The organism is Adhaeribacter pallidiroseus (genome assembly GCF_003340495.1).
GTDB classification, from domain to species: Bacteria; Bacteroidota; Bacteroidia; order Cytophagales; family Hymenobacteraceae; genus Adhaeribacter; species Adhaeribacter pallidiroseus.
Genome location: NZ_QASA01000001.1, coordinates 5,516,657 through 5,541,419, shown reverse-complemented (window position 1 = coordinate 5,541,419; position 24,763 = coordinate 5,516,657). Strand labels below are relative to the sequence as shown.

23 protein-coding genes are annotated in these 24,763 nt (G+C 44.0%); 8 read left to right on the top strand and 15 right to left on the bottom strand.

Annotated features, from left to right (window positions below; translation table 11 throughout):
- Positions 1–301 precede the first annotated feature (301 nt).
- Positions 302–6,472: a T9SS type A sorting domain-containing protein gene (locus tag AHMF7616_RS22080; RefSeq protein ID WP_115374858.1), complete on the top strand. Its 6,171-nt coding sequence runs from the start codon at positions 302–304 to the stop codon at positions 6,470–6,472.
- A 184-nt stretch (positions 6,473–6,656) separates the two neighbouring features.
- On the opposite strand, the gene AHMF7616_RS22075 is transcribed toward AHMF7616_RS22080, so the two are convergent.
- The 6 genes from AHMF7616_RS22075 to AHMF7616_RS22055 form a co-directional block, all read right to left on the bottom strand.
- Positions 6,657–7,418, bottom strand: a complete 762-nt coding sequence (locus tag AHMF7616_RS22075) for an FkbM family methyltransferase (RefSeq protein ID WP_147275755.1) — start codon at positions 7,416–7,418, stop codon at positions 6,657–6,659.
- 126 nt (positions 7,419–7,544) lie between these two features.
- Positions 7,545–8,042: a transposase gene (locus tag AHMF7616_RS22070; protein ID WP_233507701.1), complete on the bottom strand. Its 498-nt coding sequence runs from the start codon at positions 8,040–8,042 to the stop codon at positions 7,545–7,547.
- A gap of 8 nt (positions 8,043–8,050) precedes the next feature.
- A complete protein-coding gene (locus AHMF7616_RS26540; protein ID WP_158546231.1) occupies positions 8,051–8,218 on the bottom strand; it encodes a hypothetical protein in 168 nt (55 codons plus the stop codon).
- Between the two features lie 68 nt (positions 8,219–8,286).
- Entirely contained in the window at positions 8,287–8,655 is a 369-nt protein-coding gene (locus AHMF7616_RS22065) for a helix-turn-helix domain-containing protein (RefSeq protein ID WP_115374855.1), read from the bottom strand.
- Between the two features lie 41 nt (positions 8,656–8,696).
- Entirely contained in the window at positions 8,697–8,990 is a 294-nt protein-coding gene (locus AHMF7616_RS22060) for a type II toxin-antitoxin system HigB family toxin (RefSeq protein WP_115374854.1), read from the bottom strand.
- Between the two features lie 232 nt (positions 8,991–9,222).
- Positions 9,223–9,720, bottom strand: a complete 498-nt coding sequence (locus tag AHMF7616_RS22055; protein ID WP_115374853.1) for a hypothetical protein — start codon at positions 9,718–9,720, stop codon at positions 9,223–9,225.
- 156 nt (positions 9,721–9,876) lie between these two features.
- Between AHMF7616_RS22055 and AHMF7616_RS22050 the strand changes: the two genes are divergently transcribed.
- Positions 9,877–10,125, top strand: coding sequence for a hypothetical protein (locus tag AHMF7616_RS22050; RefSeq protein ID WP_147275754.1), 249 nt, complete (start codon positions 9,877–9,879; stop codon positions 10,123–10,125).
- Between the two features lie 100 nt (positions 10,126–10,225).
- Here the strand turns inward: AHMF7616_RS22050 and AHMF7616_RS22045 are convergent, their stop codons facing one another.
- The 3 genes from AHMF7616_RS22045 to AHMF7616_RS22035 all read right to left on the bottom strand — a co-directional run bounded on the left by AHMF7616_RS22045 (position 10,226) and on the right by AHMF7616_RS22035 (position 14,228).
- Positions 10,226–11,593, bottom strand: a complete 1,368-nt coding sequence (locus tag AHMF7616_RS22045) for a sensor histidine kinase (protein WP_115374851.1) — start codon at positions 11,591–11,593, stop codon at positions 10,226–10,228.
- The gene (locus tag AHMF7616_RS22040) at positions 11,583–12,956 is read right to left on the bottom strand and encodes a sigma-54-dependent transcriptional regulator (RefSeq protein WP_115374850.1); all 1,374 of its coding nucleotides are present in this window, start codon (positions 12,954–12,956) and stop codon (positions 11,583–11,585) included. The genes AHMF7616_RS22045 and AHMF7616_RS22040 overlap by 11 nt, the downstream gene beginning before the upstream one ends.
- 363 nt (positions 12,957–13,319) lie before the next feature.
- Positions 13,320–14,228 carry a Gfo/Idh/MocA family protein gene (locus AHMF7616_RS22035; protein WP_115374849.1) on the bottom strand — a complete coding sequence of 303 codons (909 nt, stop codon included), beginning with the start codon at positions 14,226–14,228 and terminating at the stop codon, positions 13,320–13,322.
- A 131-nt stretch (positions 14,229–14,359) separates the two neighbouring features.
- Between AHMF7616_RS22035 and AHMF7616_RS22030 the strand changes: the two genes are divergently transcribed.
- Positions 14,360–14,773, top strand: a complete 414-nt coding sequence (locus AHMF7616_RS22030; protein WP_115375730.1) for an EamA family transporter — start codon at positions 14,360–14,362, stop codon at positions 14,771–14,773.
- Positions 14,774–14,944: 171 nt separating this feature from the next.
- On the opposite strand, the gene AHMF7616_RS22025 is transcribed toward AHMF7616_RS22030, so the two are convergent.
- Positions 14,945–15,577 (bottom strand): GDSL-type esterase/lipase family protein, encoded by a 633-nt coding sequence (locus tag AHMF7616_RS22025; RefSeq protein ID WP_115374848.1) that lies wholly within the window; start codon positions 15,575–15,577, stop codon positions 14,945–14,947.
- A gap of 199 nt (positions 15,578–15,776) precedes the next feature.
- Between AHMF7616_RS22025 and AHMF7616_RS22020 the strand changes: the two genes are divergently transcribed.
- Positions 15,777–18,554, top strand: a complete 2,778-nt coding sequence (locus tag AHMF7616_RS22020; RefSeq protein WP_115374847.1) for a TonB-dependent receptor — start codon at positions 15,777–15,779, stop codon at positions 18,552–18,554.
- A 73-nt stretch (positions 18,555–18,627) separates the two neighbouring features.
- Here the strand turns inward: AHMF7616_RS22020 and AHMF7616_RS22015 are convergent, their stop codons facing one another.
- Genes AHMF7616_RS22015 through AHMF7616_RS22010 form a run of 3 tightly spaced genes read right to left on the bottom strand, consistent with a single transcriptional unit; the run spans position 18,628 to position 19,413 of the window.
- Positions 18,628–18,780: a hypothetical protein gene (locus tag AHMF7616_RS22015; RefSeq protein ID WP_158546209.1), complete on the bottom strand. Its 153-nt coding sequence runs from the start codon at positions 18,778–18,780 to the stop codon at positions 18,628–18,630.
- Entirely contained in the window at positions 18,770–18,994 is a 225-nt protein-coding gene (locus AHMF7616_RS26225; protein WP_147275731.1) for a hypothetical protein, read from the bottom strand. Before AHMF7616_RS26225 ends, AHMF7616_RS22015 begins: the two co-directional genes overlap by 11 nt.
- Positions 18,995–19,026: 32 nt before the next feature.
- Complete coding sequence (locus tag AHMF7616_RS22010) at positions 19,027–19,413, bottom strand: transposase (protein WP_115374452.1); 387 nt, start codon at positions 19,411–19,413, stop codon at positions 19,027–19,029.
- Positions 19,414–19,549: 136 nt separating this feature from the next.
- On the opposite strand from AHMF7616_RS22010, the gene ribH reads away from it, so the two are divergent.
- Complete coding sequence (ribH, locus tag AHMF7616_RS22005) at positions 19,550–20,032, top strand: 6,7-dimethyl-8-ribityllumazine synthase (protein ID WP_115374846.1); 483 nt, start codon at positions 19,550–19,552, stop codon at positions 20,030–20,032.
- Positions 20,033–20,107: 75 nt separating this feature from the next.
- Here the strand turns inward: ribH and AHMF7616_RS22000 are convergent, their stop codons facing one another.
- Entirely contained in the window at positions 20,108–20,347 is a 240-nt protein-coding gene (locus AHMF7616_RS22000) for a hypothetical protein (RefSeq protein ID WP_115374845.1), read from the bottom strand.
- Between the two features lie 232 nt (positions 20,348–20,579).
- Entirely contained in the window at positions 20,580–21,500 is a 921-nt protein-coding gene (locus AHMF7616_RS21995; RefSeq protein ID WP_115374844.1) for a hypothetical protein, read from the bottom strand.
- A 376-nt stretch (positions 21,501–21,876) separates the two neighbouring features.
- On the opposite strand from AHMF7616_RS21995, the gene AHMF7616_RS21990 reads away from it, so the two are divergent.
- From AHMF7616_RS21990 to AHMF7616_RS21980, 3 genes are all read left to right on the top strand, one after another.
- Positions 21,877–22,260, top strand: a complete 384-nt coding sequence (locus tag AHMF7616_RS21990; RefSeq protein WP_115374843.1) for a TraR/DksA family transcriptional regulator — start codon at positions 21,877–21,879, stop codon at positions 22,258–22,260.
- Between the two features lie 7 nt (positions 22,261–22,267).
- Positions 22,268–22,831, top strand: coding sequence for an SMC-Scp complex subunit ScpB (gene scpB, locus AHMF7616_RS21985; protein WP_115374842.1), 564 nt, complete (start codon positions 22,268–22,270; stop codon positions 22,829–22,831).
- A 113-nt stretch (positions 22,832–22,944) separates the two neighbouring features.
- The gene (locus tag AHMF7616_RS21980) at positions 22,945–24,702 is read left to right on the top strand and encodes a pseudouridine synthase (RefSeq protein ID WP_233507700.1); all 1,758 of its coding nucleotides are present in this window, start codon (positions 22,945–22,947) and stop codon (positions 24,700–24,702) included.
- Positions 24,703–24,763 lie beyond the last annotated feature (61 nt).

Here is a 24,763-nt window from a genome sequence, read left to right as displayed (position 1 = left end):
AAACATGCCGAAGATTAACTATATCCATGGAAACATTTTAATCCTATAATAAGTAAGAATATGTGAAATAATAGGGTAAATCTATTGATCCATATTCCATTGTTATGAGGAAACCTATAACCCAGTTATTCTACTGCTCACTCCGCTACAGATTTAAAAAGGATTATAAACCTTATTATTAGCTTATTTATTTATTAAAATAAAAGTAAATAAGCTGCAATACCTGATCCTACCGCTTACTTTCGCCAATTAAAATAATTAACCATTTATTTTATTGGCTCATTAACCCTGACCAAATTCAATGAAAGCAAATTTTACCGATTATATTTTTTCCTTATCTCTCCGAAAGCAAAAGCATTTTACGATTTGGGTACTAGGATTTTTGCTTTTGTGCCAATCTACCTGGGCGCGAGGATTAGCGAACAACTTTAATTTAAAAAATTCATCCGCTGCTAATTATTCTGCTACTTTTGCCGATTCCTGTACCCTTCTAAGCACTTTGCCTTGCTCTAAGTTGCAGATGAGCTTGCCGCTTAATTTAAATTTTAATGCTCCGGTAGCTAAAACGCTTGCTGACCAGAACAAAGTAGGTACGGGCTTTACTTTAGCTCTACCGTATTCCGGCACCCGCCTACCCGAAGACAGTGCAGTTAGTATTCCTAAAGTTCCCGGCTACGAGCCGGCTAAGCTCGCGCTGGTTAATGGCGCTCTGCAAGTAACAACTCATAAAGGTTCTGGCACGGCAACCAGCAACAATCAACTAAACGCCTTAGGTGTGCAGGTAGATAGCCGCAATAAACTGCAAATAGAAACTACCTTAATCAACCCCTACAACGGTTTAGATTCGCAACAAGCCGGCGTATGGGTGGGCTTGTCGGATAAAATGTTCGTGCAACTGGTAGTGTCGGGCAACCGGGTGGAGTTGCGCCGCGAAGTAAACGATGTATCTACCCCGGATGATCGCCGGATGACGGAAGTAATTCCGGGCTTAGACACCCAAAAAGTACGCTTGCGCTTGTTAATTGATCCGGCCAGCAACACCGCCGAAGCTTTTTACTCCACCGATAGTGTTACTTATTTTAATGTGGGTGAAGTCTATCCCGTTAAAGGAGTAAATATTACAGATATGGGCTTAACGGCCAGCCGGGTGTATACGGGCATTCTGGCCTCGCACCGTCACGGCATAACGCCGGTTACTTACTCTTTTGATGACTTTGCGGTTAGATTACCCGGTACGCCGATAATAGTACAGGCTCCGGTTGACCAGATATTCAGCGGTGACAGTATCGTTAGCTTTTCGGCGGGCCAGTACGCTGACCCCGACGGGCAACCTTTAACGTATACCGCTACTTTAATAGATGGCAGCCCTTTGCCCGGTTGGCTTTCTTTTGCCAGTACCACGCAAACGCTCAGCGGTAAAACACCCGGCACCGGTGCCGATCTAACCATTAAAATTACGGCTATTGATCCTTCCAGCCTTTTTATAACGGCTTTTTTTAAAATTACAGTGCCGCCCATCCCTTGTCCGCCTTTTAGTATATTACCTTGCTCCCGAGTTGCGGTGGGATTGCCGTATTCTTTAAAATTTGATTTTCCTAAAGCGAATACTTTACCGGAGCAAAGCGGTTTGGGTTCTGGTTTTACCATGGCATTACCTTACGCGGGCACCCGCCTGCCCGAAGATAGTGTTGCCAGTAACTTAGTAGCACCGGGCTACGAACCTAAAAAATTATTGCTCGGCAATAGCGCTCTGCAGCTAACGACGAACAAAGGTTCGGCTCTTACTACCAATAACAATCAGCTAAACACCATGGGCGTTGGTGTTAATGGCCGCAATAAACTGCAAATAGAAACTACCTTAATCAACCCCTACAACGGTTTAGATTCGCAACAAGCCGGCGTATGGGTAGGCTTGTCGGATAAAATGTTCGTGCAACTGGTAGTGTCGGGCAACCGGATAGAACTACGTCGCGAAGTAAACGATGTATCTACCCCGGATGACCGCCGGATGACGGAAGTAATCCCGGGTTTAGAAACCCAGAAAGTACGCCTGCGCTTATTAATTGATCCGGTTAGCAACACCGCCGAAGCTTTTTACTCCACCGATAGTGTTACCTACCTCAACGTAGGCGAAGCTTACCCAACCAAAACAATAAGTATTGCTAACATGGGCCTTAATGCTACCCGGGTGTATACCGGTATTCTGGCCTCCCACCGCCTCGGTACTACCCCGGTTACCTATTCTTTCGGCGATTTTAATGTTCAAGTTATTAGTGCGCCAATCCAGCCCGCATTAACCTTTTTGCCTAAACAGTTAAGCTATACGTTGGTTCCGGGGGGCATTATTGAAAAACAAACTACCGTGCTTACGGCCAACATCGGCCTTCCGGCTCTGAACCTGACGAAAGATACTACTGCTACCTGGCTGAATTTACCGGCTACCCAAACCGGTACCCTTACCTTTGGCCCGGATCAGATTAGTTCTAATTTAAGCCCCGGAATTTACAAAACCTGGGTAGCAGCCCAGGCCGAAGGCTACCGCCCCGACACCTTGGTGATCCAGTTAACCGTTAACCCTCCCACTCCGGAGTTTTTAGTAAACTTCCAGGATCCGAATACGCTTCCGCCAACGGGTTGGCTAGCTGATTTCGGGCAAGCTTTTGGTCCTCGTACGGGTACTAACCAGGGAATTAACTTATTCTACGGTTGGAAAAAACGCAGCGACAGCACCCTTTTGGATTTATCGGTGGGCGGCACGATTCCGGGAAACGGACGGAACCGCAACATGCCGGAGGATGTGCGCCTGGCTACCTTCATCCACATGCAAGCCGATGATATTCCGGGAGCATTTGACGGGGTGAAAGAAGAAGGTTACTGGGAAATTAAAGTTCCGAATGGGTTCTATGACGTTACGGTAACCGTTGGCGATGCGGTCCTTAATACTTCCGTTGCCGAAAGCCATAGTATTACCGTAGAGGGTGTAAAAACTATCCGCAATTTTGAACCAAGCGGCCAGCCCGGCGCCCTTAGCCGCTTTAAAACCGCTATCGCCCGCGTTACGGTAAAAGATTCTTTGTTAACCATTACCGCCGACGGGGGTATCAATACCAAAATAAACGCTGCCCGTATTTTGCCGGTAAGTACCGGGCCTTATGCTTACTGGGCCACGGACTTGCAGCAAATTACCATCCGGCAGGATTATGCACCCGAGAAAACTTTTTCGCTGGAACTAAATAATTCCTCCGGATTGCCCGAAGTAACGTACAAATTAACCGCCTCCTACGATTCCGGGGTTAAAGGCTGGTTAAAGTTTAATGCGAGCCACTACGGTACCGAACCTAATATTAACTTCGATTACTCGGCCGCGCGAAATCTTCCTCCCGGCACGTACACTGCCATTGTTTCGGCAACTACGCCGGATTTTACGCCGGCCTTGTTAACCGTAAAGATTACTGTACTGGAAGCAGAAAGTATTTTGCCATACGTGGTATCTTCAACGCCCGAAAACGGGGCTACCAACGTAGATATCAACACGGTTAGTATTGCGGCGAATAACCTGTATGTACCGGAAGTTACCGGCTTACGGGGCGGGGTAGATAACTCTACTTTAAATACTTCTACCGTTAAATTATTTAAAATATCCGAAACCGATACTACGGCCATTGTGGGGGTAGTGCAGGGTACGGGGGGTGGCGATGCCATTAGTTTTTCGCCTACTTACGCCTTAGAACCCAATACCAATTATAAATTAATGATCACCAGAGCCGTAAAATCCAATACCGGCTTGCCCTTTTTACCTTACGAATCGCTTTTTACGACCGGCTCTTTCTCCGGCACGGCGGGAGCGTCTAAACTAGCATTTACCAAAGAACCCATTGCCAGCACCGTTGGTAAACAGTACAGCAGCGTTACAATTGGGCCAGATGGGAAATTTTACGCTTTGCGGCTGAGCGGCACCATCGAGCGCTACCAGATTGATAGCCTGAATGGCACTTTAAGCAACCAGGAACTACTTTCTACCCTCGAAAATAAATACGGGGAGCGATCGGCCATTGGTTTAGCCTTTGATCCGAGTTCTACCCCTACCAACCTGATAGCCTGGGTGACGCATTCTTCCGGAGGCCTTTCTAACGCCGGTACCTTCGACGGTAATTTATCCCGGTTAGCGGGTCCTGGTTTAGAAGATGAACAACTCGTAATTACCCGCTTGCCCCGATCTACTAAAGACCATTTGGTGAACAGTGTAGCTTTTGGCCCGGACGGAGCCCTTTATATTAGCCAGGGCAGCAACAGCTCCATGGGCGCTTACGATCGCAGCTGGCAGCAAGAAGAAAGTTTGCTGGCCGGGGCTATTCTGCGCCTGGATTTAAATAAATTACCCGGATTTATTCTGCCCATTAATGTGCGGACTACCGCCGACCAAAGCCTGATAAATACTGCGCCTGCCGAATCGGTGTGGCTCATAGATGGTACGTATAATCCTTATGCCACCAATGCGCCGTTAACCATTTACGCTTCTGGCATCAGAAACGCGTACGATTTGGTTTGGCACAGCAACGGGCAGCTGTACATTCCGACTAACGGCTCCGCTGCCGGCGGCAATACGCCAAGAGCAGTGGTAGGTACCCGCCGCCCCGATGGTACGTTGTATAATGGTCCGGTAATAGCGGCAACCCGGGGGGTACAGGTGCAAAACGACTGGCTCTTCCGGGTAAATCCGCAACGGCCTATGGGCTACTTTGGCCATCCTAATCCTTTGCGAGGCGAGTTTTTAGCACACCGGGGCTACGCCGATAACAACTTATACGCCGCGGGTACCGGAGCAGATCCGAATTACCGCGGAGCCGCCTTTGACTTTGGTCTGAATAAATCGCCTAATGGCGCAATTGAATACAAAAGCAATGCTTTTGATGGAGCCTTAAAAGGCAAGTTGCTGGTTTGCCGGTTTAGCGGGGGCAGCGACATCATGATTCTGGAACCTGGTTCTAAAGTAAATGATCCTGCTATTACGCCCGATAAAGATCAGAAATACGATATTGTAAATGCACAGACAGGTTCCGGCTTGTTTGGCATCGAGGGTCTGTCGGGCTTTACTAATCCGTTGGATATTGCTGAGGATCCGCAAACCGGAAACCTGTACGTTATTGAATTTAACTGGAATAATACGCCCGGTAAAACCTCGCAAATTACGTTATTACGTCCGAAGGCAGTTACTACTATTGCTCCGATAGCGACGGTAACGCCCGCTAAAATAACCGAAAATGATGTAGCAGATGGCCATCCTGGTAAAAAGAACACCATTACCATTGGCAATAGCGGCAACGGCAATTTACAGGTAACGAGTATTGCGCTGGAAGGGGTAGATACCAACCAGTTTATATTAAGCGGTATTCCGGAAATTAATGCTACTTCGCCGCTAATCATTGCGGCTAATACGGCCTTTACCTTTAATGTACAATTTAATCCCACTGCATCAGGCATTAAAACTGCTTCTATCAAAATTAATTTAGAAAATTACCCGGTACAGGAAGTAGTACTGAGTGGCTTAGGCACTACGGGCAAAGGAGGGGCTAATGAACCTGCCTTACAGGCCATTGTAAATGCCCACGGTTTAAACATAGTGGTGGGCGATGATGATCCCAACACGGCTATTATCCACAGTATTAATGCGAAGGCAGCCATTTTGGGAGAAGAAGTAGCGGTTCCGCAATTTGTAAACGCAACCGCAGCGCCTATTACCGTAGAACCGCTGGCTGTTTTCAGCGACGCGGCTACGGGAGGTATTGCTACTGCTTTAGGCTGGTATGCCGGGAGCAGCCCCACTATAACCGAAGAATTATTTACCGTAGCCAACGACCAGAGCCAAACCATTAATGTGCAGGCTACCGGTAAGCTTGTTCTGGAGACGGATAATTTGCCCTTTGGCTTTTATACCCGTTGGCCTTCTTTAACTAACCGCCAAATTTATAGCAAAGATTCGTTAAACACCTTTGCTAATGCTATCCCGCACCATTTCCGGGCTTATCCTTTAAAAAATCCGGATGGCACGGTACTACTGGATACGTATTTAATGGCGGTGGAAGGAATAGGCGAAGACCAGGATTACCAGGATCTGGTGTTTATTGTTCGCAATGTTAAACCCTACGTAAAGGTGCCAGATGTACTGGGTAACGAACCCGATGAACCTACCACTCCGAATAATACCGGTTTAGTTTTACAGGTATTCCCGAACCCTAATCCGGGCGATGACATAAAGATCGCTTTGCAGAACTTTGCGCCCAAAGAGCAGATTACTTTAACCATTTATGAATTATCCGGCCGAACTATTTATTCTAAAAGCCTGACTGCCAACAGCACCGGAGCAGCTACAACGCAACTTTTACCGCAACAACCAATTAGCCGGGGGATGTACCTTATTAAAGCGCAAGCTCCTTCGGGGGTAATTAGTACAAAGCTTATAATTGACCGGTAAAATAAAAAAGGGAGCTTTAAAGCTCCCTTTTTTATTTTACTACGTTCGAGAAAAGCAAAAATTTAAAAAAACGCTATTCTGTCTGGTTTCCGTCCTGTAGTGGGTACCAGCCAGGGTTTACCTCTACCCTACGGGAGGTACCATCAGCAATTTAAAATTTAAGGCAGGTTCTTTTTACCTGGTATTATTTTTTGCTTAGTTCCCCCAATTTATCGCTGGTAATACAAAAGGTATTTACCATGCCTTTATCGGCAATAAACTTGCCGTCAACAAAAGAGTAAAAACCGTAATTAAATTGCTGCAGAAAATGCTTGGTTTCGGAGTCAATCGATTCAATCAATATAATTGGTTTAAAGTTTTTAAGCGTTTCCATTGCTCCCTTTAAAACTTCCAGCTCATACCCTTGCACGTCTATTTTTACGAAATAAGGCTTTAGTTTAAAATCATCCAATTTTTTTACTTCGCACTTTACCGTTCTGATATGCAGTTTATGCTCATCAAACCGCCAGAGCTGCGTTTTTAACCAGTCGTGAGCGGCTTCATATTTAAAAGAAGATAATCCATCAAACATCCATTTCCGATAAAATGGCACAAAAAGCGTCAGATCTCGATCTTTATTCGCTAAGCCAAAATTATAAACCGATACCCTCTTATTAGTACGAAAATAATTTTTAAGCTTTTCAAAAATCAGGTAATTCGGCTCGAACCCAATAATCTTATTACTATAATTTGCCTTGGAAGCAATCAGCATCGATAAAATACTTTCGCCCCGATTGGAACCTATATCCACTAAAACTTCATCTGGTTTGGGTTTAAAAAATAGCAGCGCGTTGAAATCAGGCTCGTGGGGCTTATTCCGCATTTTCATCCAAAAGAATTTTAAGGTAAACCGGGTGTCGTGTAAAAAGGGAAACCAGGTTTGTATGGATCTGAAAACTTTTTTCATGGTGCAATTTAAATAAATACCAAAGGAGTATAATTGGTATGGGTTTTCTTTATTGCTCTGCGAAAAGTGAGCGCAACCCGCTACGCAGCGCCGGGCCACCCTTCTTTGGGTTGGTATTACAGTAACTCAATCCAAGAAATTGATGGGTACCAATCCATTTAGACCGCTGTAATCGCGGGCACTGCTGTATAAGTAATGCATTGCTTCTTCTACCCAGCCTTCTTTCACCGGGTTTTCGTGGATGTAATCTAACTTTTGCGGTATAAATTTATTACTGATTAATTCTTCCGCGTGATTGTTCTGTTGCCAGAACTGGTAAGTCGTATTGCGGTAATTTTGACTGGCGGTAAATTTAAATTTATCTACTAACCAATCCTTGCGGCTTTCTACTCCGGTTTCTATTTCCCGGATAACTTGGGTAGCGGTAAACTTTTTCAAATCTCGCAGGATGTCTGATAAATTTGCTTTACTTGGTTCTTCCGCCGGAATGATGAGATGCACGTGGCTGGTCATTAAGCACCAGGCATGTACCCGCAAACCTTTGTTTTTGATACAAAAATTTAAGCTTTCAACAAACAGGTTTTTATAAGTCAAACGCACGAACACATCCAGCCAAAAAACCACGGAGAAGGTTACAAAGTAAATGCCTGCGGGATTGTTAAAGCGGTATGACCATGGAGTTTATTGCATGTTTTTTTAAATTTTTGCTGGTTAATGCCAATCAGGAAATTGGCTTTCCGGAACTGCGTAGAGCGCTGCGCTAACTCTACGCAGAACAAAGGGGATCGTTTATAAGGCATATCTGTACTTATAAACTTCTTAGTGCCGGAAGGTTCGGCAGATTTTATAAGAGAACAAAAATAAGGCCCTAAGCAGCTAGAATAATTTCTTTGATCAGTATTTCCGGCGACAGGTTCAAGCCCTTATGTAGCGACCGGATATTAGCTAGGCTTAAAGGGCGCTTACGGTTTAAAATACTAGACACCGTACCTTTATCACCTAAGTAAGGCACCAGATCTTTAGGCTGTAAACCTAAAACTTCCATCCGTATTTTAATATGCTCGATAGGGTCCAAATCATCAATCGGATAATGTTCTTCTTCGTACTTGTTAATTACCAGTGCCAATATATCTGCTTCTTCGTATTCTGGGGTGCCTTCGGCTGCTCCCCATAGCTGACGCATTCTTTTGAGGGCTGCTTGGTATTCGGTTGCATTGTGAATCAATTTAACTTCCATTGCGCTTCGAGAGATAAAGAGTAATAAATATGCTATCCTTTTTAGAGGTCTTTAATTTCTATTTTGCTGTATTCGGCGTGGGTTCCAATCCAGAGCACATACACTCTTTTTGCTTTAAACCACACTAATGCTACCAGCCGGTAATCGTTTGCCTTCATGTTAAACACAACCTTACCATCAACCACCATTTCTGCTTTAGGAAAGTCTTGGCGAATAGCCTGCACGCTGTTCCATTGCGCTTTGCGTGTTATTTTATACCAATCTATTAAGTAAGGCTTCGCGGTAGCATGTGCTTCGTAGTATTCCCGAATGGTGGCGTAGCTGATAACATTCATACGATAAAGGTGCCGAATAGTTGGTGAATTACCAACTATTCGGCACCTTTTTTTCTTATCAACCTCAACCTATCAAAAGTCGAAAAAGTAAATTTTTCGGGATTACATAGACTGTAGGGTCGTGTCGGGGGGTTAATTGCCTGCTATTTATCAGTAACGCCAATCAGGAGATTGGCTGTCCGGTAACTGCGTAGAGCGCTGCGCTAACTCTACGCAGAACGAACCTTAACTTTTATTTACCAACTGGATGGAACATTGCCAAAACTTTGTCCATTAGCTCAACACTATATTTCCCATCAAAAGATTGTGATGATGTAATTAGAAATCGTACCTCGTATTTGGCACCGACATATGTAGTAAAAAGTGTACCATCATCGTCAACTCCTGAATCAGCTTTTTTCATTTTAAGGGACATTGTTCTTCTCTTAATCGCATCAAAATTAGTTTTATTACAACTGTAAAATACTGCATTTATGCCGTTTTTTGTAGAAGAAATATTAACTGTATGATCACTCAAACCATCATATACCCATTTAGTAAAGGCCTGAGTTAAACCAGTCTCTTTCTTATTAGAATTATAAACCCATCCTTTAGCTTCCAAATAATCGTTAGCATCCGAGATATTTTTCTTCTTGTATATAAAAATTAATTGCTCTAGGGTTAACCTCTGACTGAGTGACAGAAAAGGTAATAACCCGAGTAAAAAAGCTGTAAATAACTTTTTTTTCATAGTAGTTATATAATATTTTAGATAGAAAACAGTAAGTAGAGAATTAGCTTAATAGAACATTTTAATAATTCTCAACACAATAATTAGATTCAAAACTGTAATTTAATCATAGTTATATATTATAATTGATAAAAGTAATACAACACTTAAAATAAAATGAGAGCTAGAATAAAAGAATATTTACCTAGTAGTTTGCATCCAGAAGGCATGAAATCTCATAAATTTCACATTGATGAGAAAGGAGACGAAGTTTATGGAAAGATATCATCAATCTGGCTAGAGAATGGTAAATGGCATTATTGGGTAGAAATATTAAATAATGGGCCGATTAATTATAATAAAGGAGTTTGTAACACAAAGGACCAAGCTATATCTAAAATGCACGATTACATAAATCAAGTCTAATTATCCCTACGTTCTGCGTAGAGTTAGCGTAGCGCTTTGCAGCAGTTTTCGGATAGCCAATCTCCTAATTGGCGTTAACCAGCAAAAATTTAAAAAAAACTTAAAACTGCAAGGTAAAAGTAGTGCCTTGGTTTTCCTTGGATTTTACCTGGATGTTGCCTTTGTGCAGGTGCATGATTTGTTTGGCCAAACTCAGGCCAATGCCGGAGCCGTCTTTGTGGGCGGTAAAAAAAGGAATAAAAATACTTTCGATAATTTCTTCGGGGATACCGGTGCCGTTGTCCGCTACTTCGATGTAAATTTTTTCGTTTTCCTGTTTACCGGCGATTAGCTTGATAGTAGGCGTTGAATTGGGTCGGCCGAGTACGGCGCGTTGCGCATTTAATATCAGGTTAATGAGTACCTGTTCGAGCAAGCGCGGATCGGCTTGCAAGGTTAAATCATCGGCGTTCATTTCCGTTACCAGCAAAATGCCTTTTTCCTCCAGTTGGGGGTTCATGAGCGTGTAAATGCTGTTGAGCAGTTCTTCCACGTACACCGTGGTGAGCAGCAAATCGTTTACTTTGCTCAGGTTGCGGTAGGTTTTGGCGAAACGCAGCAAGCCTTCGCCCCGGTTCTGAATAATTTCAATACCTTCTTCTAAATCCTGCAACAAATCGCCGTTAGGTTGGGGAACTTGTTCCTGTTCGTATTGTTCGCGGTTCAGGCGCAAATGGCGGCGCATGGTATCGGCCAGCGACGAAATAGGCGCGACCGAGTTCATGAGTTCGTGCGTCATCACGCGCAGTAATTTTTGCCAAGCTTCGGTTTCGGTTTCGTCGATGGCGGTGCTTACATTTTTAAACGCTACCAGCAATAAATCGCGTTGCTGCATTTTAAAAGCGGTAGCCGATAACAGCAATTGCATGGATTGCTGGTTAATTTTTAATTTTACGAGTTGGGTGTCGTTGGGCTTGAGCTTGATAATGGCTTCGTACAAAGCTTCGTTGCGTCTTTCCAGCGAATGGATATTTTTTAAATAAGGAAGGCCCAGGGTGCGTTTAAAAGCTTCGTTTATCCATTCCACTTCGCCGGCGTTTACATCGTACGAGATGATACCCGTATCAATTAATTGCAGAATCGTTTGCAGGTAATGGTACTGCGCTTCTTTCTCGAACTGTAATTGCTTAAACGTATTGTTGATTTGGTTAAAAGCATGGTGCAGTTGCCGCAACGAGGGGTTGGTGTGCTTTTCGTTAAACTGCTGCGAAAAATCGCGGTACTTTACCGCCAGAATAAATTTGGCCAGTTCGTTGTTGCTGCGCGTTACGTAACGGGCCAGTTCCCACACCAAACCCACTAAAATAGCGGCCGCAAAAATAACTTGCGGATAAGCGCGCTGCGAAAAATAATAGACTGCTCCGTAAACTAAGATCAGAATAAATAACAGCCGAAAAAATATACCGACTTCGAGGCGCTTAAATGTCATGTTTCTCGAGGCGGCGATACAGGGCCGTGCGGGTGATGCCTAGTTCTTTGGCGGCTTTGGAGATATTGCCTTTGTTGCGCTCAATTACCCGCATAATAGTCGTGCGTTCTACTTCGCTGAGTTGCAACGGGCCTTCTTCCACCAGTTCGGGAGTGGTGGCTGGGTGGCCGGGCTGCTCCATCGCCGAAAAGGCAAAGTCTTGCGGCCGCAACTCCTGACCATCGGCCAAAATAATGGCGCGTTCTACGGCGTGCTGCAGTTCGCGGATATTGCCCGGCCAACTGTGCTGCTTTAACTTCTTAATCGCGCCTTCCGAAACAAAAGGTACGGGTTTATGATTTTTAGCGGCGTAATGCGCGGCAAAATGCCGGGCCAATAAAATAACATCGTCGCCGCGTTCGCGGAGCGGCGGCAAAGTAATTTCTACGGTGTTAATGCGGTAGATTAAATCTTTCCGGAATTGGTTTTTAGCCGCCAGTTCGTAAATAGGCACGTTGGTGGCCGATACCAGCCGGATATCTACGGGAATTTGCTGGTTGCTGCCCAACGGAATAACCAAGCGGTTTTGCAGCGCCGTGAGTATTTTGGCTTGCTGCGGTAGCGAAATGTTACCTATTTCGTCCAGGAACAAGGTACCCCCGTTGGCGGCTTCAAACCGGCCAGTCCGGTCTTCTTTGGCGTCGGTGAAAGAGCCTTTTTTATGCCCGAATAATTCGCTTTCGAACAATCCTTCGCTCAGTGCGGCTAAATCGGCGCAAACAAAGGGCTTACCCGCCCGGAATGATTTCTGGTGCAAGGCCCGGGCTACTAATTCTTTACCCGTGCCATTTTCGCCCAGAATTAACACGTTGGCTTCGGTGGGCGCAATTTTATCTATTTTGTAGAACACATCCTGCATGGCTTCCGATTGGCCCAGCATATCAAAACCTTCGCTGGTAGGAGCCCGCCGGGGTACGTTCTTACTTTCGCCGCTGGTACGGCCGGCGCAGGCTTTTTCTAAAGCTTCAAGCAACTTTTCGTTACGCCAGGGCTTTACAATAAAATCGGTAGCGCCTTCTTTTAAGGCCCGTACGGCCAGTTCTACGTCGCCATAAGCCGTAATCATCACGACGGTAGCGCTTTTATCTTTTTCCAAAATTTTGTTCAGCCAGAAAAAGCCTTCGTTACCGGTGTTTAAAGCGCTTTTATAGTTCATATCCAGAAAGATCACATCGAAAGGCTGCTTGGATAAGAGCGAGAGCAGGTTTTCGGGGTTCTTTTCGGTTACTACTTCTTTTACTTCGGTTTTCAGCAGCATTTTTACGGCAAACAGCACGTCGGTTTCATCATCTACTACTAATACCCGGGCGTTCTTGGCGTTCATGTTTGGATTAATTTAGAATTGTATGTTATCGGATATTGGAGTGCTCGAAAATTAATCTGTCTTACAATAAGGGTTACACCTTTTATTCAAAACGTAATATAAGTTAAGGATTTATTAGCTTCGGAATTTAAATTTTTGCTATTTCTTTATTCATAAATCAGGTACAATTTAAAAATAATCTCGCAAATATTCTATATTAATACAGATTCTTCCAATAGGTTTATCTAATTACAAGATAAGTTCTCGCCAAATAAAACTACTGATTGCCTATAGAAACAAAGCCATTATTATCCGGGAAGTTCATCCAGTGTTTTCTCCGATGGCAAGGCAATAGGTGGAGTTTATTTTGATCAGCAGAATGCCTTAAAGAACAGTTAATTTTTCTACTATTCTTTCGCAAAGTTCGTGGGTACGCAAGGCATCCGGGGCAGTAATCATGGGTGGGATAGCTGTGTGCAAAAAATTAAAAAAATCATCGACCATGGCGTAAAAGCCCCTTTTCTGCAAGGTTGGCTCCCAATCGTTGCTTCCCAGGCGGGTGCTGTTTTTACCAGTTATAATTTCTAAATCAGCCACATTATACGCTATTCTTTTTTCGCGGGCATTCATTATTTCCACTTTTTCTTCCGTGGTGCCGGTATCGCGGTTCATAATGCCGATCGCAATGCCTTGGCTATTTACTAATTGCACCACCAGGTGGTAGAGCCTGTCGCCTTGTTTTTTGCCGTGCACCAGAATATCTTCTATCGGATAAGGAAATAAATATCGCAACGTATCTACTACGTGAATAAAGTCTTCGACCACAAACCGCCGGATGGTATCCGGTAAAGCCTGCCGGTTTTTCTGCATAATAATTAAAGTAGGCTCGGCAAGTTCTTTTAATTTCTGGTAAACCGGGGCATACCGCCGGTTAAAGCCCACGTGGAGCAGCACGTTATTTTTCTCGGCTAACGCTACCAACTGTTTAGAGGCCGTATAATCTAAGGTAATAGGTTTATCGACAAACACGGGAATGCGTTGTTGTAAAAGCTTTTCTACTATTGGGTAGTGCGCCTCGGTGGCCGCGTGCACCATTACTCCATCCAGGCCGCTGTTCAGAAAATCAGCTAAGTTAGCATACTGGTTCGTAAAGCGATATTGCCGGCCTAAGTCGGCCAGTTTGCCGGCATTATTCGAAAAAAGATGCACTTCTACGTCAGACCGGCTGCTCAGGATGGGTAAATACGCTTTTTGGGCAATGTCGCCTAATCCAATTACTCCTATTTTTAACATTTCGGCCGTAAGCTATCTGCTTTTTTTAAATTTTCAGATACTTGAAAAATAAAAATTCTTTTTTTGGAAAGGCGGAAGAACCAGGCACTTCTTGCGTAAGTATTTTCTCAGTTACAATAAAATTTAAAAATATGTGGTGGATCTATGCACTATTATCGGCGGTATTTGCCGCTTTAACGGCCATTTTTGCTAAAGTCGGAATTAAAGGCGTAGATTCTGATCTAGCCACGGCTCTCCGCACAGTGGTTATTCTGGTATTAGCCTGGGGCATCGTGTTTTTTAAAGGCAGTGCTAGGCATCTAACAGAACTCACCAAAACCAACTGGGCTTTTTTAATTTTATCGGGTTGCGCAACCGGCCTTTCCTGGATATTTTATTTTAAAGCCCTGCAAATAGGAAGAGTGTCGTGGGTAGCGCCGGTTGATAAGCTAAGCGTAGCGATTGCGATTGTGTTAGCGGTTGTTTTTTTAGGCGAACCGCTTACGCTAAAAACTGCTTTAGGGGCCGGATTTATTATTCTGGGAACACTTGTATTAATCGCCTGAAACAGTTTGGGCTTGTGCTTCAGGCGATTTGGCAATAGTTTCATTTAAGTAACCCGCAACAAATTACCTTAAACCGTTTTGTACCGAAATCAACAATGTTAGCTCAGGATAATCAAAAATTTTAAAATTATAACTCTAGGGTCTAATACCTAAATACCCGTGTCTTTTTACTTACTTCTTAATGGCTTTAAATACTTCCTGGGCCAAAACCGCATCACCTTCGGCGTTCGGGTGAATGCCATCCGGGGCCGTAGCTTCCTTACCCAGCATGGGCGTATACAAATCAATGATAGGCACCTTGGTTTTTTTGGCAATTTTTTCGATCAGCGGCAGCATTTCGTCTTTAATTACGGCGGGCCGGATGTTAAAATTCTCGCGGTAAGCCGGCATGGGTTTGCAGATATAGACCTTGGGCTTGTTCGGCAGTTTTTTAAAAGACTGGATAAATTCCACATAATCCTTTTCAAAATCGGCTTTGTGTTGCCAGTTCTGGGGTTTAGAATCATTGGTGCCGAGTTTAATAACCACCACATCGGGTTGCCACTGCAAAACCTCCTGGTATTTGGCTTCTTTCCAGTACGGGTAATCGCCTTTTTTTAATAAAGTACGGCCGCCAATGCCGTAATTTTTTACTTCGTACCCCTCGCCGAGTAAGGTTTGCAATTGCTCCGGATAATTTTTACCGGCTTCTATGCCGGCCCCTTCCGTAATGCTGTTGCCGACGCAGGCTACTTTGGTTTTCGTTTGGGCAAAGCCAATAAACGGAAGAATAAATACAAGAACCAGGACAAGCCAATTTTTCATAAAAAGTTAGAGAGTATGATGAATAGTTATGAATTAGGATCATAAAGAAACAAAGAAAATTACAAGCTGCCAATAATCTTACAAAAGACCCCTTCTAAATTATCTAATTCCTAAAATGCCGCGTATGCATAAGTATTGCCTACTTTTTTAAATATTTCTTCGGATTTATAGTTGCGGCAGGATTAAAAATTTAAATTTTATGCGTAAATCTTACTCTTTCCTCTTATTGGGCTTGTTATACTTTATCTCCGGGGTAGCCATGGCGCAAAGTCTGCGCGGCCGCGTAACCGATGCCCAAACCGGCGAAGCTTTGCCCGGGGTTACCATTGCGGTTGCCAATACCACTACCGGCACTACTACCGATACCCGGGGCGATTATACCTTGTCTTTAACCAACGGGCCGCATCAGGTGCAGTTTTCGTTTATCGGCTACAACACGCAAATCCGGCAGGTAACCATTAACAACAACGATGTAACTTTAAATATTGCGCTGGCCTCCGGTACCCAAACCCTTACCGATGTGGTTATTGTGGGTTCCCGTTCTACCCAGATCCGCTCGAACGTAGAAACCGTGGCTCCTATTGATGTCATTTCGGTGCGGGAACTGCAAGCCTCTGGTCAGATTGAACCTACCCAAATGATGAACATGGTAGCGCCCTCTTTTAATTCGGCGCGGCAGTCGCTGGCCGACGGCACCGACCATATCGACCCGGCTACTCTACGCGGCTTAGGTCCAGACCAAGTATTGGTTTTATTAAACGGCAAACGCCGACATAACCAAGCCTTAATTAATGTAAACGGAACGGTAGGTCGCGGCTCCGTGGGCACCGATTTAAATACCATCCCGGTAGCGGGCATTGAGCGCATAGAAGTGCTCCGCGAAGGCGCTTCGTCGCAGTACGGTTCCGATGCCATTGCGGGCGTGGTAAACGTAGTGATGAAAAAAGATACCGGCACCACGGCTAATTTGCACGTAGGGCAGTTTTACGAAGGCGATGGCGCGAACGCACAACTGGGCGTGTACCACGGCATTAAAGTGGGCAGCAAAGGCAGCATTGGCTTAGCCGCCGATGTGCGTTTCCGGGAAGGCACCAATCGCGCCGGCCGCTATACTGGTCCGGTATACCAAAACTGGAACGTGAGCCAGCAAGCCAACGAAAGCACCGATGCCTGGTTAGCCCGCCGGCAAAACCTCTACAACCAGGACCAAACCTTGATTACCCAAAACAACTTTAACCTCGAAAATAACCTACTGGTGGGCAACTCCGACGTGAATAATTTTGGCGGCATGCTCAACGGAAATTTAAAAATTTCGCCGAAAACCGAAGTTTACTTTACCGGCGTGCTTAACTATCGAAAAGGCCAGGCCGTTGGTTTCTACCGCTACCCCTACCAAACCACGCAGAATATTCCGGAACTCTACCCGAACGGGTTTTTACCCGAAATTCATTCTACCCTCTGGGACCGCTCCGGGCTGGTGGGTATTGGCGGCGAATTGGGCAAAGGCTGGCGCTGGGATTTATCGAACGTATTGGGCGGTAATTCTTTCCGGTTCGATATCGAAAATTCTTTGAATGCCTCGCAGTTTGCCTTGAAAGAAGCCGCTCCTACCGAGTTTTACGCTGGTACCGTGAAGTTTAATCAAAACACTTCCGATTTTGGCGTTTCCAAAGATTTCGGGCAGCAAATAGGCGTGCAGTCGTTTAACGTGGCGGGCGGTGTATCGTACCGCCTGGATAATTACCAGATTCTGGCCGGAGAAGAGGCGTCTTACCGCAACTATGCCCCGGAATCGGGCAGAGGAGGCGGGGCGCAGGTATTTCCGGGTTTCCAACCGGCTAATGCCGTAAACGAAAACCGGAACGTTTTTGCGGGTTACCTGGATTTAGAAACCGATTTAACCGATAAACTACTTATAAACGCGGCCGGCCGTTACGAAAACTACAGCGACTTCGGGGGCAACCTGGCCGGTAAGTTAAGCGCCCGCTATAAATTTGCCGAATTCTTTTCGTTGCGCGGTACTATTGCCAATGGTTTCCGGGCGCCTTCTATTCACCAGCGGTATTACAGCGCTATTTCTACGGTGTTTGTTTCCATTCCGGGTCAGGGTTTGCAACCGCGGCAGCAAGGTACTTTCCGGAACGACAGCCCGGTGGCCGAGGCATTTGGCATTCCATCGTTAAAAGCTGAAAAATCCACGAATTACAGTTTGGGCATTACGTCGCAACTTTTATCCAACATGACTTTAACCGTGGATGCTTACCAGATTGATATACGGGACCGGATTGTGTTAACCGGGCAGTTCCAGCGGGGCACTTCGCCGGTCGGGCAGCAAGTTTCTACGTTACTGGATGCCGCCGGGCAAACCGATGTGCAAGCCGCTATCTTTTTTACCAACGCGGTAAACACCCGTACCCAAGGCCTAGACGTGGTATTATCCGGTGATTATGGGGTAGGTGCCGGTACCCTAACCGTAACGTTGGCCGGGAATTTAAATAAAACTGAGGTGCAAGGCGATCCTAAAGTTTCGGAAACCTTGCCTACGGATGTGTTCGGGAATATTTTGTTTAACCGGCAGGAACGCGGCCGCTTGGAATGGTCGCAGCCGCGCAACAAGTTTACGTTAGGCAGTATTTACCGGCTCGGCAAGTTTAGCTCGAACTTACGGTTTACCCGTTTTGGCGAAGTAAAAACCTTAGACCCGAATACCGAGCAGCTCGACGAAGATTTCTCGCCCAAAGTTACTACGGACTTAAACGTAAGCTATCGGTTAAACAAATGGCTGCAAATTACCTTGGGCGGCAACAATATTTTCGATGTGTACCCCGATAAGCTGGAAGTAGTTCAATATCCAACCGCCACTAATCCCACTTCCGTAGATAATTCCTCGTTTGGCCGGTTTATCTACAGCCGCACGGCTACGCAGTTTGGGTTTAACGGGGGGTATTATTATGGCAGTCTGGCTTTTAATTTTTAAAAATAAAAACTCACTATGACGCGGATTTACTTTCGTGCCTTAGAGCATGTTTAAATAATACGTTGATTAGATATCAAGGTATTCGGTTCAGAATAAGTTGACAATTGTGCCATAGCACCCAAGCTTCGGCACTTTGGGTAGTTTTTTCGTGGTCTTTGTCGAGCCGCCGGAAGAAATTAAACAGGCCAAACGCCCGTTCGCTCACCCAGCGCCATTTAACAGGCACGAAGCCTTCTGCCAGGCACGAAGCCTTCTGCATCGGGGGGCTTAGAAGTGATCTCTACTTCTACACCCCGTAGGTTCTCAGTGCCCCAATCGACAAATACCTGCTCATAAGCTGCATCGGCTAGTATCTTTTTCATCCGGTGCAAGTACCCCCGTAGCGGAGCTACCACCCGCTCGGCCGTGGCTCCATCGGCCTGATTAGCGCCATGTACCACTACCCCCCAGACTAAGCCTAGGGTGTCTGTGATTACGTGCCCTTACGGCCATTAACCTTTTTATTGCCGTCTATACCAGTCTGTTGACTAACGAACGGTGCTACTTTAATCGACTGCGAATCAATACACCATAAACTGGGGGAGTCTTCTTTCTTTCTCCTTTTCCGTTCCCAGATATTCAAATGCCAGTTGCGTTTTGCCAGGGTTCCATCCGCTTGCCACTGGTGAAAATAATAGTACACCAACGCCCACTTAGGGAAACTCGCTGGTAAGTTTCGCCACTGGCTACCTACTCGCAGATACCAGAGAATAGCATCGACTATTTCCCGCAACGAATGTTGGCGTTTTCGTTGTGTGGGCAGAGATTCTTTCATAACTTCCCACTGCGAGTCAGTGAGTCGCTGGTAACAGGATTGCATAAGCTTAGCAGTTTCGTCGCTCTTTGCTTACGGGCTGACTCGCTTTTTATTCCCATTTCCTAATATTTAAACACGCTCTTACTTGTAAGTTCAAGCCTATAACTTGCAACTTGTAATCTATAATTTGTAACCTACTATGGCTAGCGCTCTTAAAAACCTAAGCGATTATAATTCTGATAATTTAATTGATATTTCTGAAAAAAAATTCGGGTTAGTAGTAGCCGAATGGAATAAAGCCATAACCGATACTTTATGTAAAGGGGCTTATGATACCCTAATAAAGCACGGTGCGATGCCAGAAAACATAATCCGGAATACCGTTTCGGGTAGCTTTGAACTAAGTTTCGGAGCGCAGTTACTGGCACAAAGTGACGAAATAGATGTTGTTATTTGCTTAGGCGTAGTAATTAAAGGGGAAACTAAGCACGATGATTATATATGCCACGCGGTAGCCCAAGGAATTACCCAAGTGAGCTTAAAATATAACAAACCCGTAATTTTTGGTTTAGTTACTACCAACGATGAACAACAAGCTTGGGATAGAGCCGGAGGAAAGCATGGTAATAAAGGCATTGAAGCTGCTGCCACCGCTATCCATATGCTGGGTATTTGCGAGTAATAAACATTGGAAATTACCAAGAAGAAGAAGCCTTTGAGGCTTCTTCTTCTTGGTAAAACAAAACTATTTTAAAATTTACTTGGTAGTTGCGGATTTTGGTTTATAAATAGCTCCAGTAGCAAAATCAACGGCTAAACTGGGCCAAAATAAGAGTATATCTGCTACTAACGCGCCGATTCTTAGCTCTCGCTGCGGTTCACCTGCGGCTGGTCGGGTTTTCTGATATTCTGTAACCTTGCCACCAAAAAGAGTTGCGCAGGAAGAAAGTAATACGCAAGCTATCAGAACAAATAAAGTGTGTTTTAGTTTTCTCATGAAAGTAATCGTATGTTGATAAGATATATTTATAATTATACAAAAATATCTTAATAATGTACATTAGCAAGTTTGCATAGTATGTTTAAGATATTTTTTTAAAAATTTAATTAATGTTTAGATTCATTACAAGTAGTTTAATAACGAATCGAATCGATTTAATATCTAATAATAAACTTAGCTGATTGCTTTAGAATTTAAACGTAATTGCATTGTGTATTATAAATATAGCTTAATACCGTCGGCGTTGTTGCACATTCCGGCCCAAGTTAACTTGCAAACCAATGGATGGAATAAAGGTCATACCGGAGAATTCGTGGTTTTTACCACCCAACACTTTATAAGTGCCATAGTTTTGGTAGTACATAGTAAGCGCTGGAAGTATATAAACGTACCGGAAACCAATCTTACCGTTAATAAAAGCGCCGTACGAAGAAAAGCTATTTCTTTCTTTTACCGCTTCCAGCTTAACTACCCGATCCGTATACTTCGTAAAAATGTTACCCGGATCAAAACCGTACTTGATAAAAGTACGATTGTAAACCACTCCCCACGAAATATTGCCAATCTCTTCTTCCGGGCCAAACGACTTACTGAATATAACTGGTATTACCAGGTCGCGGCGGGTGGCATAAAAGTCCAGGACAGGTTCTAATTTATTTAGCAATGCTCTACCGGGTAGGTTTGCTTTTTGGCCGGTATATTGCAACCCAATACTGCCGTATAAAGTGCCTTCACCTGGGTTCTCTGGCGTACCAGTTGGTCCTAAAAATTGGTACATGGCATCGAGTACATGGGCACCGGAGGCAAATTTATAACCTACATCTACTCGTGGAGCCACTCCGTAACGAACGTAAAAATCAAAAGTGGGACCTACCGGATCTAAAGCATAAGCCGTTAAACCTTTAGCAAAAATATCTATCTGCTCATCGTAGTAAACCGAATCTTTGTTGCGGATAGCATCAACGGCTGACTTGGTTATATCGTCTAATTGGCTAATGGGCTCCGTTGCTATGTTACCACCAAAATTTAGTCCGGCTTTAAACTGACCAGGAGCGGTAACTTTACCAGAATTTATAATGGCTCGGGGAGCCGTACAACTTCCTAAAAAAAGAATGTAAAGAAAGATAATCAGTAAGGAAATTCGTTGCATAAGACAAAATTTAAAAATATCAATCTAATTGGTTGTAAAATTACTAAAACTATCCCGGAAGAATTAATCTAAAACCAAGCCAACCTATCCTATTGCATATTTGTGCACTTTCAAATAACCGCTTTATGGCATGTTTATTGAAAACAAGAATGTAAGTTTAATTTAGGTAAATGCTGATAAATTAGATATTTACTCTTACTTTTGCGCCAAATTAAATGTGTTTCCAGTTAGAGTATCAAACATATATTTTCACTAGGAAAAAACAGAATCAAACTAATCTGCTTTACATTCTGTTACAACAAAATAAAAATTATACTAGATTTTACGTATTTGTTTTTTTTACCATTAAAAAAGTAATTCAATATTTTACAAGTATATGCCAGAAGAACCACTCCGCTATTCTAGGGAAGATCTGAATGAGTTTGAACAGATTATCCGGGAAAAATTAACCAATGCGAAAAGAGAAGTAGCTTTTATCAAGGAAACTTTAAGCCGCCGGAATGACAGCGGTACGGATAACACCGCTTCTTCGGCTAAAGTGCTCGAAGATGGGGCAGATACGGCGGAAAAAGAAAGCTTAAACCAGTTAGCTTCCCGTCAATTAAAGTTTATTCAGCAATTAGAAAATGCTTTAATCCGGATTAAAAATGGCAGTTATGGAGTTTGCATTGCTTCGGGCAAATTAATTCCAAAAGAGCGTTTGCGGGCCGTGCCGCATACCCAGCATTCTATAGAAGCTAAGTTACAGCGCAGAGATTAAGTAATCTTTGGAAGTCTTACAAAACTATATACAGGCTATTATCTTCTGTTCCTCGTCGCCGGTAGCGATAGAGGAGTTGCAGAAATGTCTTTCAGAAACGTTGCAGCAGGAAATTACCATCAGCGATGTTTTAGAAAGTATCGAAACGATGAATCAGCGATTCGCCGAGGCATCGTTTGCTTTTCAGATTTATGCTATTGGTGGTGGATACCAGTTTTTAACGAAACCAGATTACCAGGAAGCCATTGGGTTATTTCTAAAACAAAAATCAAAACGTAAACTTTCGGTTTCTGCTCTGGAAACTTTGGCTATCATAGCTTACAAACAGCCTATTGCTAAGTCTGGTATTGAACAGATCCGGGGAGTAAGCTGTGACTATGCTATCCAGAAACTATTGGAGAAAGAATTAATTCAGATTAAAGGAAAAGCCGACACCATTGGCCGGCCTTTGATTTACGGCACTACCCAAAAGTTCATGGAATATTTTGGTATTAATCATTTGAAGGACCTTCCTCAATTAAAAGATTTTGTATCCGAAGAAAATATCATCGGCGAAATTTCAGATAACTAAACTTTTATATACTAGTAAATAATACAGGCCGGTACAGTTTGCTAGCAGACGGTACCGGCCTATCCTCATTTTGTAAAATAATTACAGTAGCGATACTGCAAAAAGAAACACACATGGCAACTGATTTTAATAAAGAAGGATCTGGTAAATTTAATTCCCGGAATAAATTTACCGGACGTTCCTCTAACGATTCCGATAATAACTCCCGGTTTAAAGGTAAACCAGCAAAATTTAACAACGAAGGCAAAAAGGTCTTCAATCGTTCCGAACGCTTTGATCGTAATACGGATAGTTCCGGTGAAAGACGCCCTTACGGAGACAGGCCAGATCGCAGTGGCCCTCGGGAACCTTACCAAAATCGCGGCAATCAAGACAATAAACGTTTTGGTGGATTTAAATCGAACGAAAAATTTAAAAAATCAGGTCCTTTTTCCGGTAAAAGCAACTTCTCCCGCGAAGAAGATGTAGCGCCTAAACGCAGTATGCGTTTTGATGAAAGTGGTGAAAATAACCGCGAAGATTACAGGCCGGCGCGGCCGTATAATGCAAACCGCAATTTTAATACGGAAAACCGGTTTCGCAAATCACCTTTTGGCGATGTACCTAAAGGCAAGGCAGGAGAACGCAATCGCTCTTTTAAACCTGAAAAGGAAGCTTATCGACAAAAATTACGGGAAGAAGGTAACAGCCCGGAAGACCGTTTTAATAAAGATTACAAACCATACAACCGTAGCCGGGTAGAAGGTGACTCGGAGCAAAGACCAGTTAACCGGTTTAATCGAGATACACCTAACGCTGACCAAAAACCATTTGATCGTAACCGGAGCGATGATCGCAGACCCTATGGAGGAAACCGGGAGCAAGCAAGCAACCGGAAGCCATATGACCATAATCGTAGTGAAGGTAGCAATGACCGGAAACCATTTAATCGGAGCCGGGAAAATGATAATTCCGATCGGTCTTCTTTCCAACGTCCCCGGGACAATAATCGGCCTCGCCGGGACGATTTTGCAAAAAAATCTTTTCCCAGAAGAGATAACGAACATAATAACCGACAATCTTTCCGACGAAACGAAGAAGGTCCGAGGGAAGCACCGGATTACGACCTACGCCGCTATGGCAGCCGGGATCGGGCGAAAAGCAACACAGAAAACCAAGAAGATACGGGCATTCGCCTGAACCGGTACATTGCTAATGCTGGTGTTTGCTCCCGGCGCGAAGCGGATACCCTTATTGCGGCCGGTGAAATTAAAGTGAATGGCGAAGTAATTACCGAAATGGGTTACGTGGTAAAGCCGGAAGATACCGTGCAATACGGTAAAAAAAGGTTAAACCGCGAAAAAATGGTGTATGTAATACTAAATAAACCCAAAGACTTTATTACTACCACCGAAGACCCGGAAGGGCGCAAAACAGTAATGGATTTAGTTGCAAATGCTTCTAAAGAACGTATTTTCCCGGTGGGTCGCTTAGATAGAAATACCACTGGCTTGTTGCTGTTTACGAACGATGGTGAATTAGCTCAAAAACTGACGCATCCTTCCCACAAAAATTCTAAAATTTACCAGGTAGAGCTAGATAAGCCTCTCACCAGAACTGATTTTGAAAAAATTCAGGCTGGTTTGGAATTGGAAGATGGTAAAGCCGAAGTAGATGATCTAGCCATGATAGGTGATACCGGTAAATTTGTGGGTATTGAAATTCATATTGGTAAAAACCGGATTGTGCGTCGGATTTTTGAACATTTGGGTTATGAAGTAGTTTCTCTGGACCGGGTGCAATATGCGGGCCTGACTAAAAAAGATTTGCCGCGGGGAAAATGGCGGTTCTTAAACGAGAAAGAAGTTATTAGACTAAAATATTTCTTGTAAGCCAGGCAACTTAATTGCCACAAGATCTATCTAGACTAAGAGCACCTCTAAAGATTGTGAA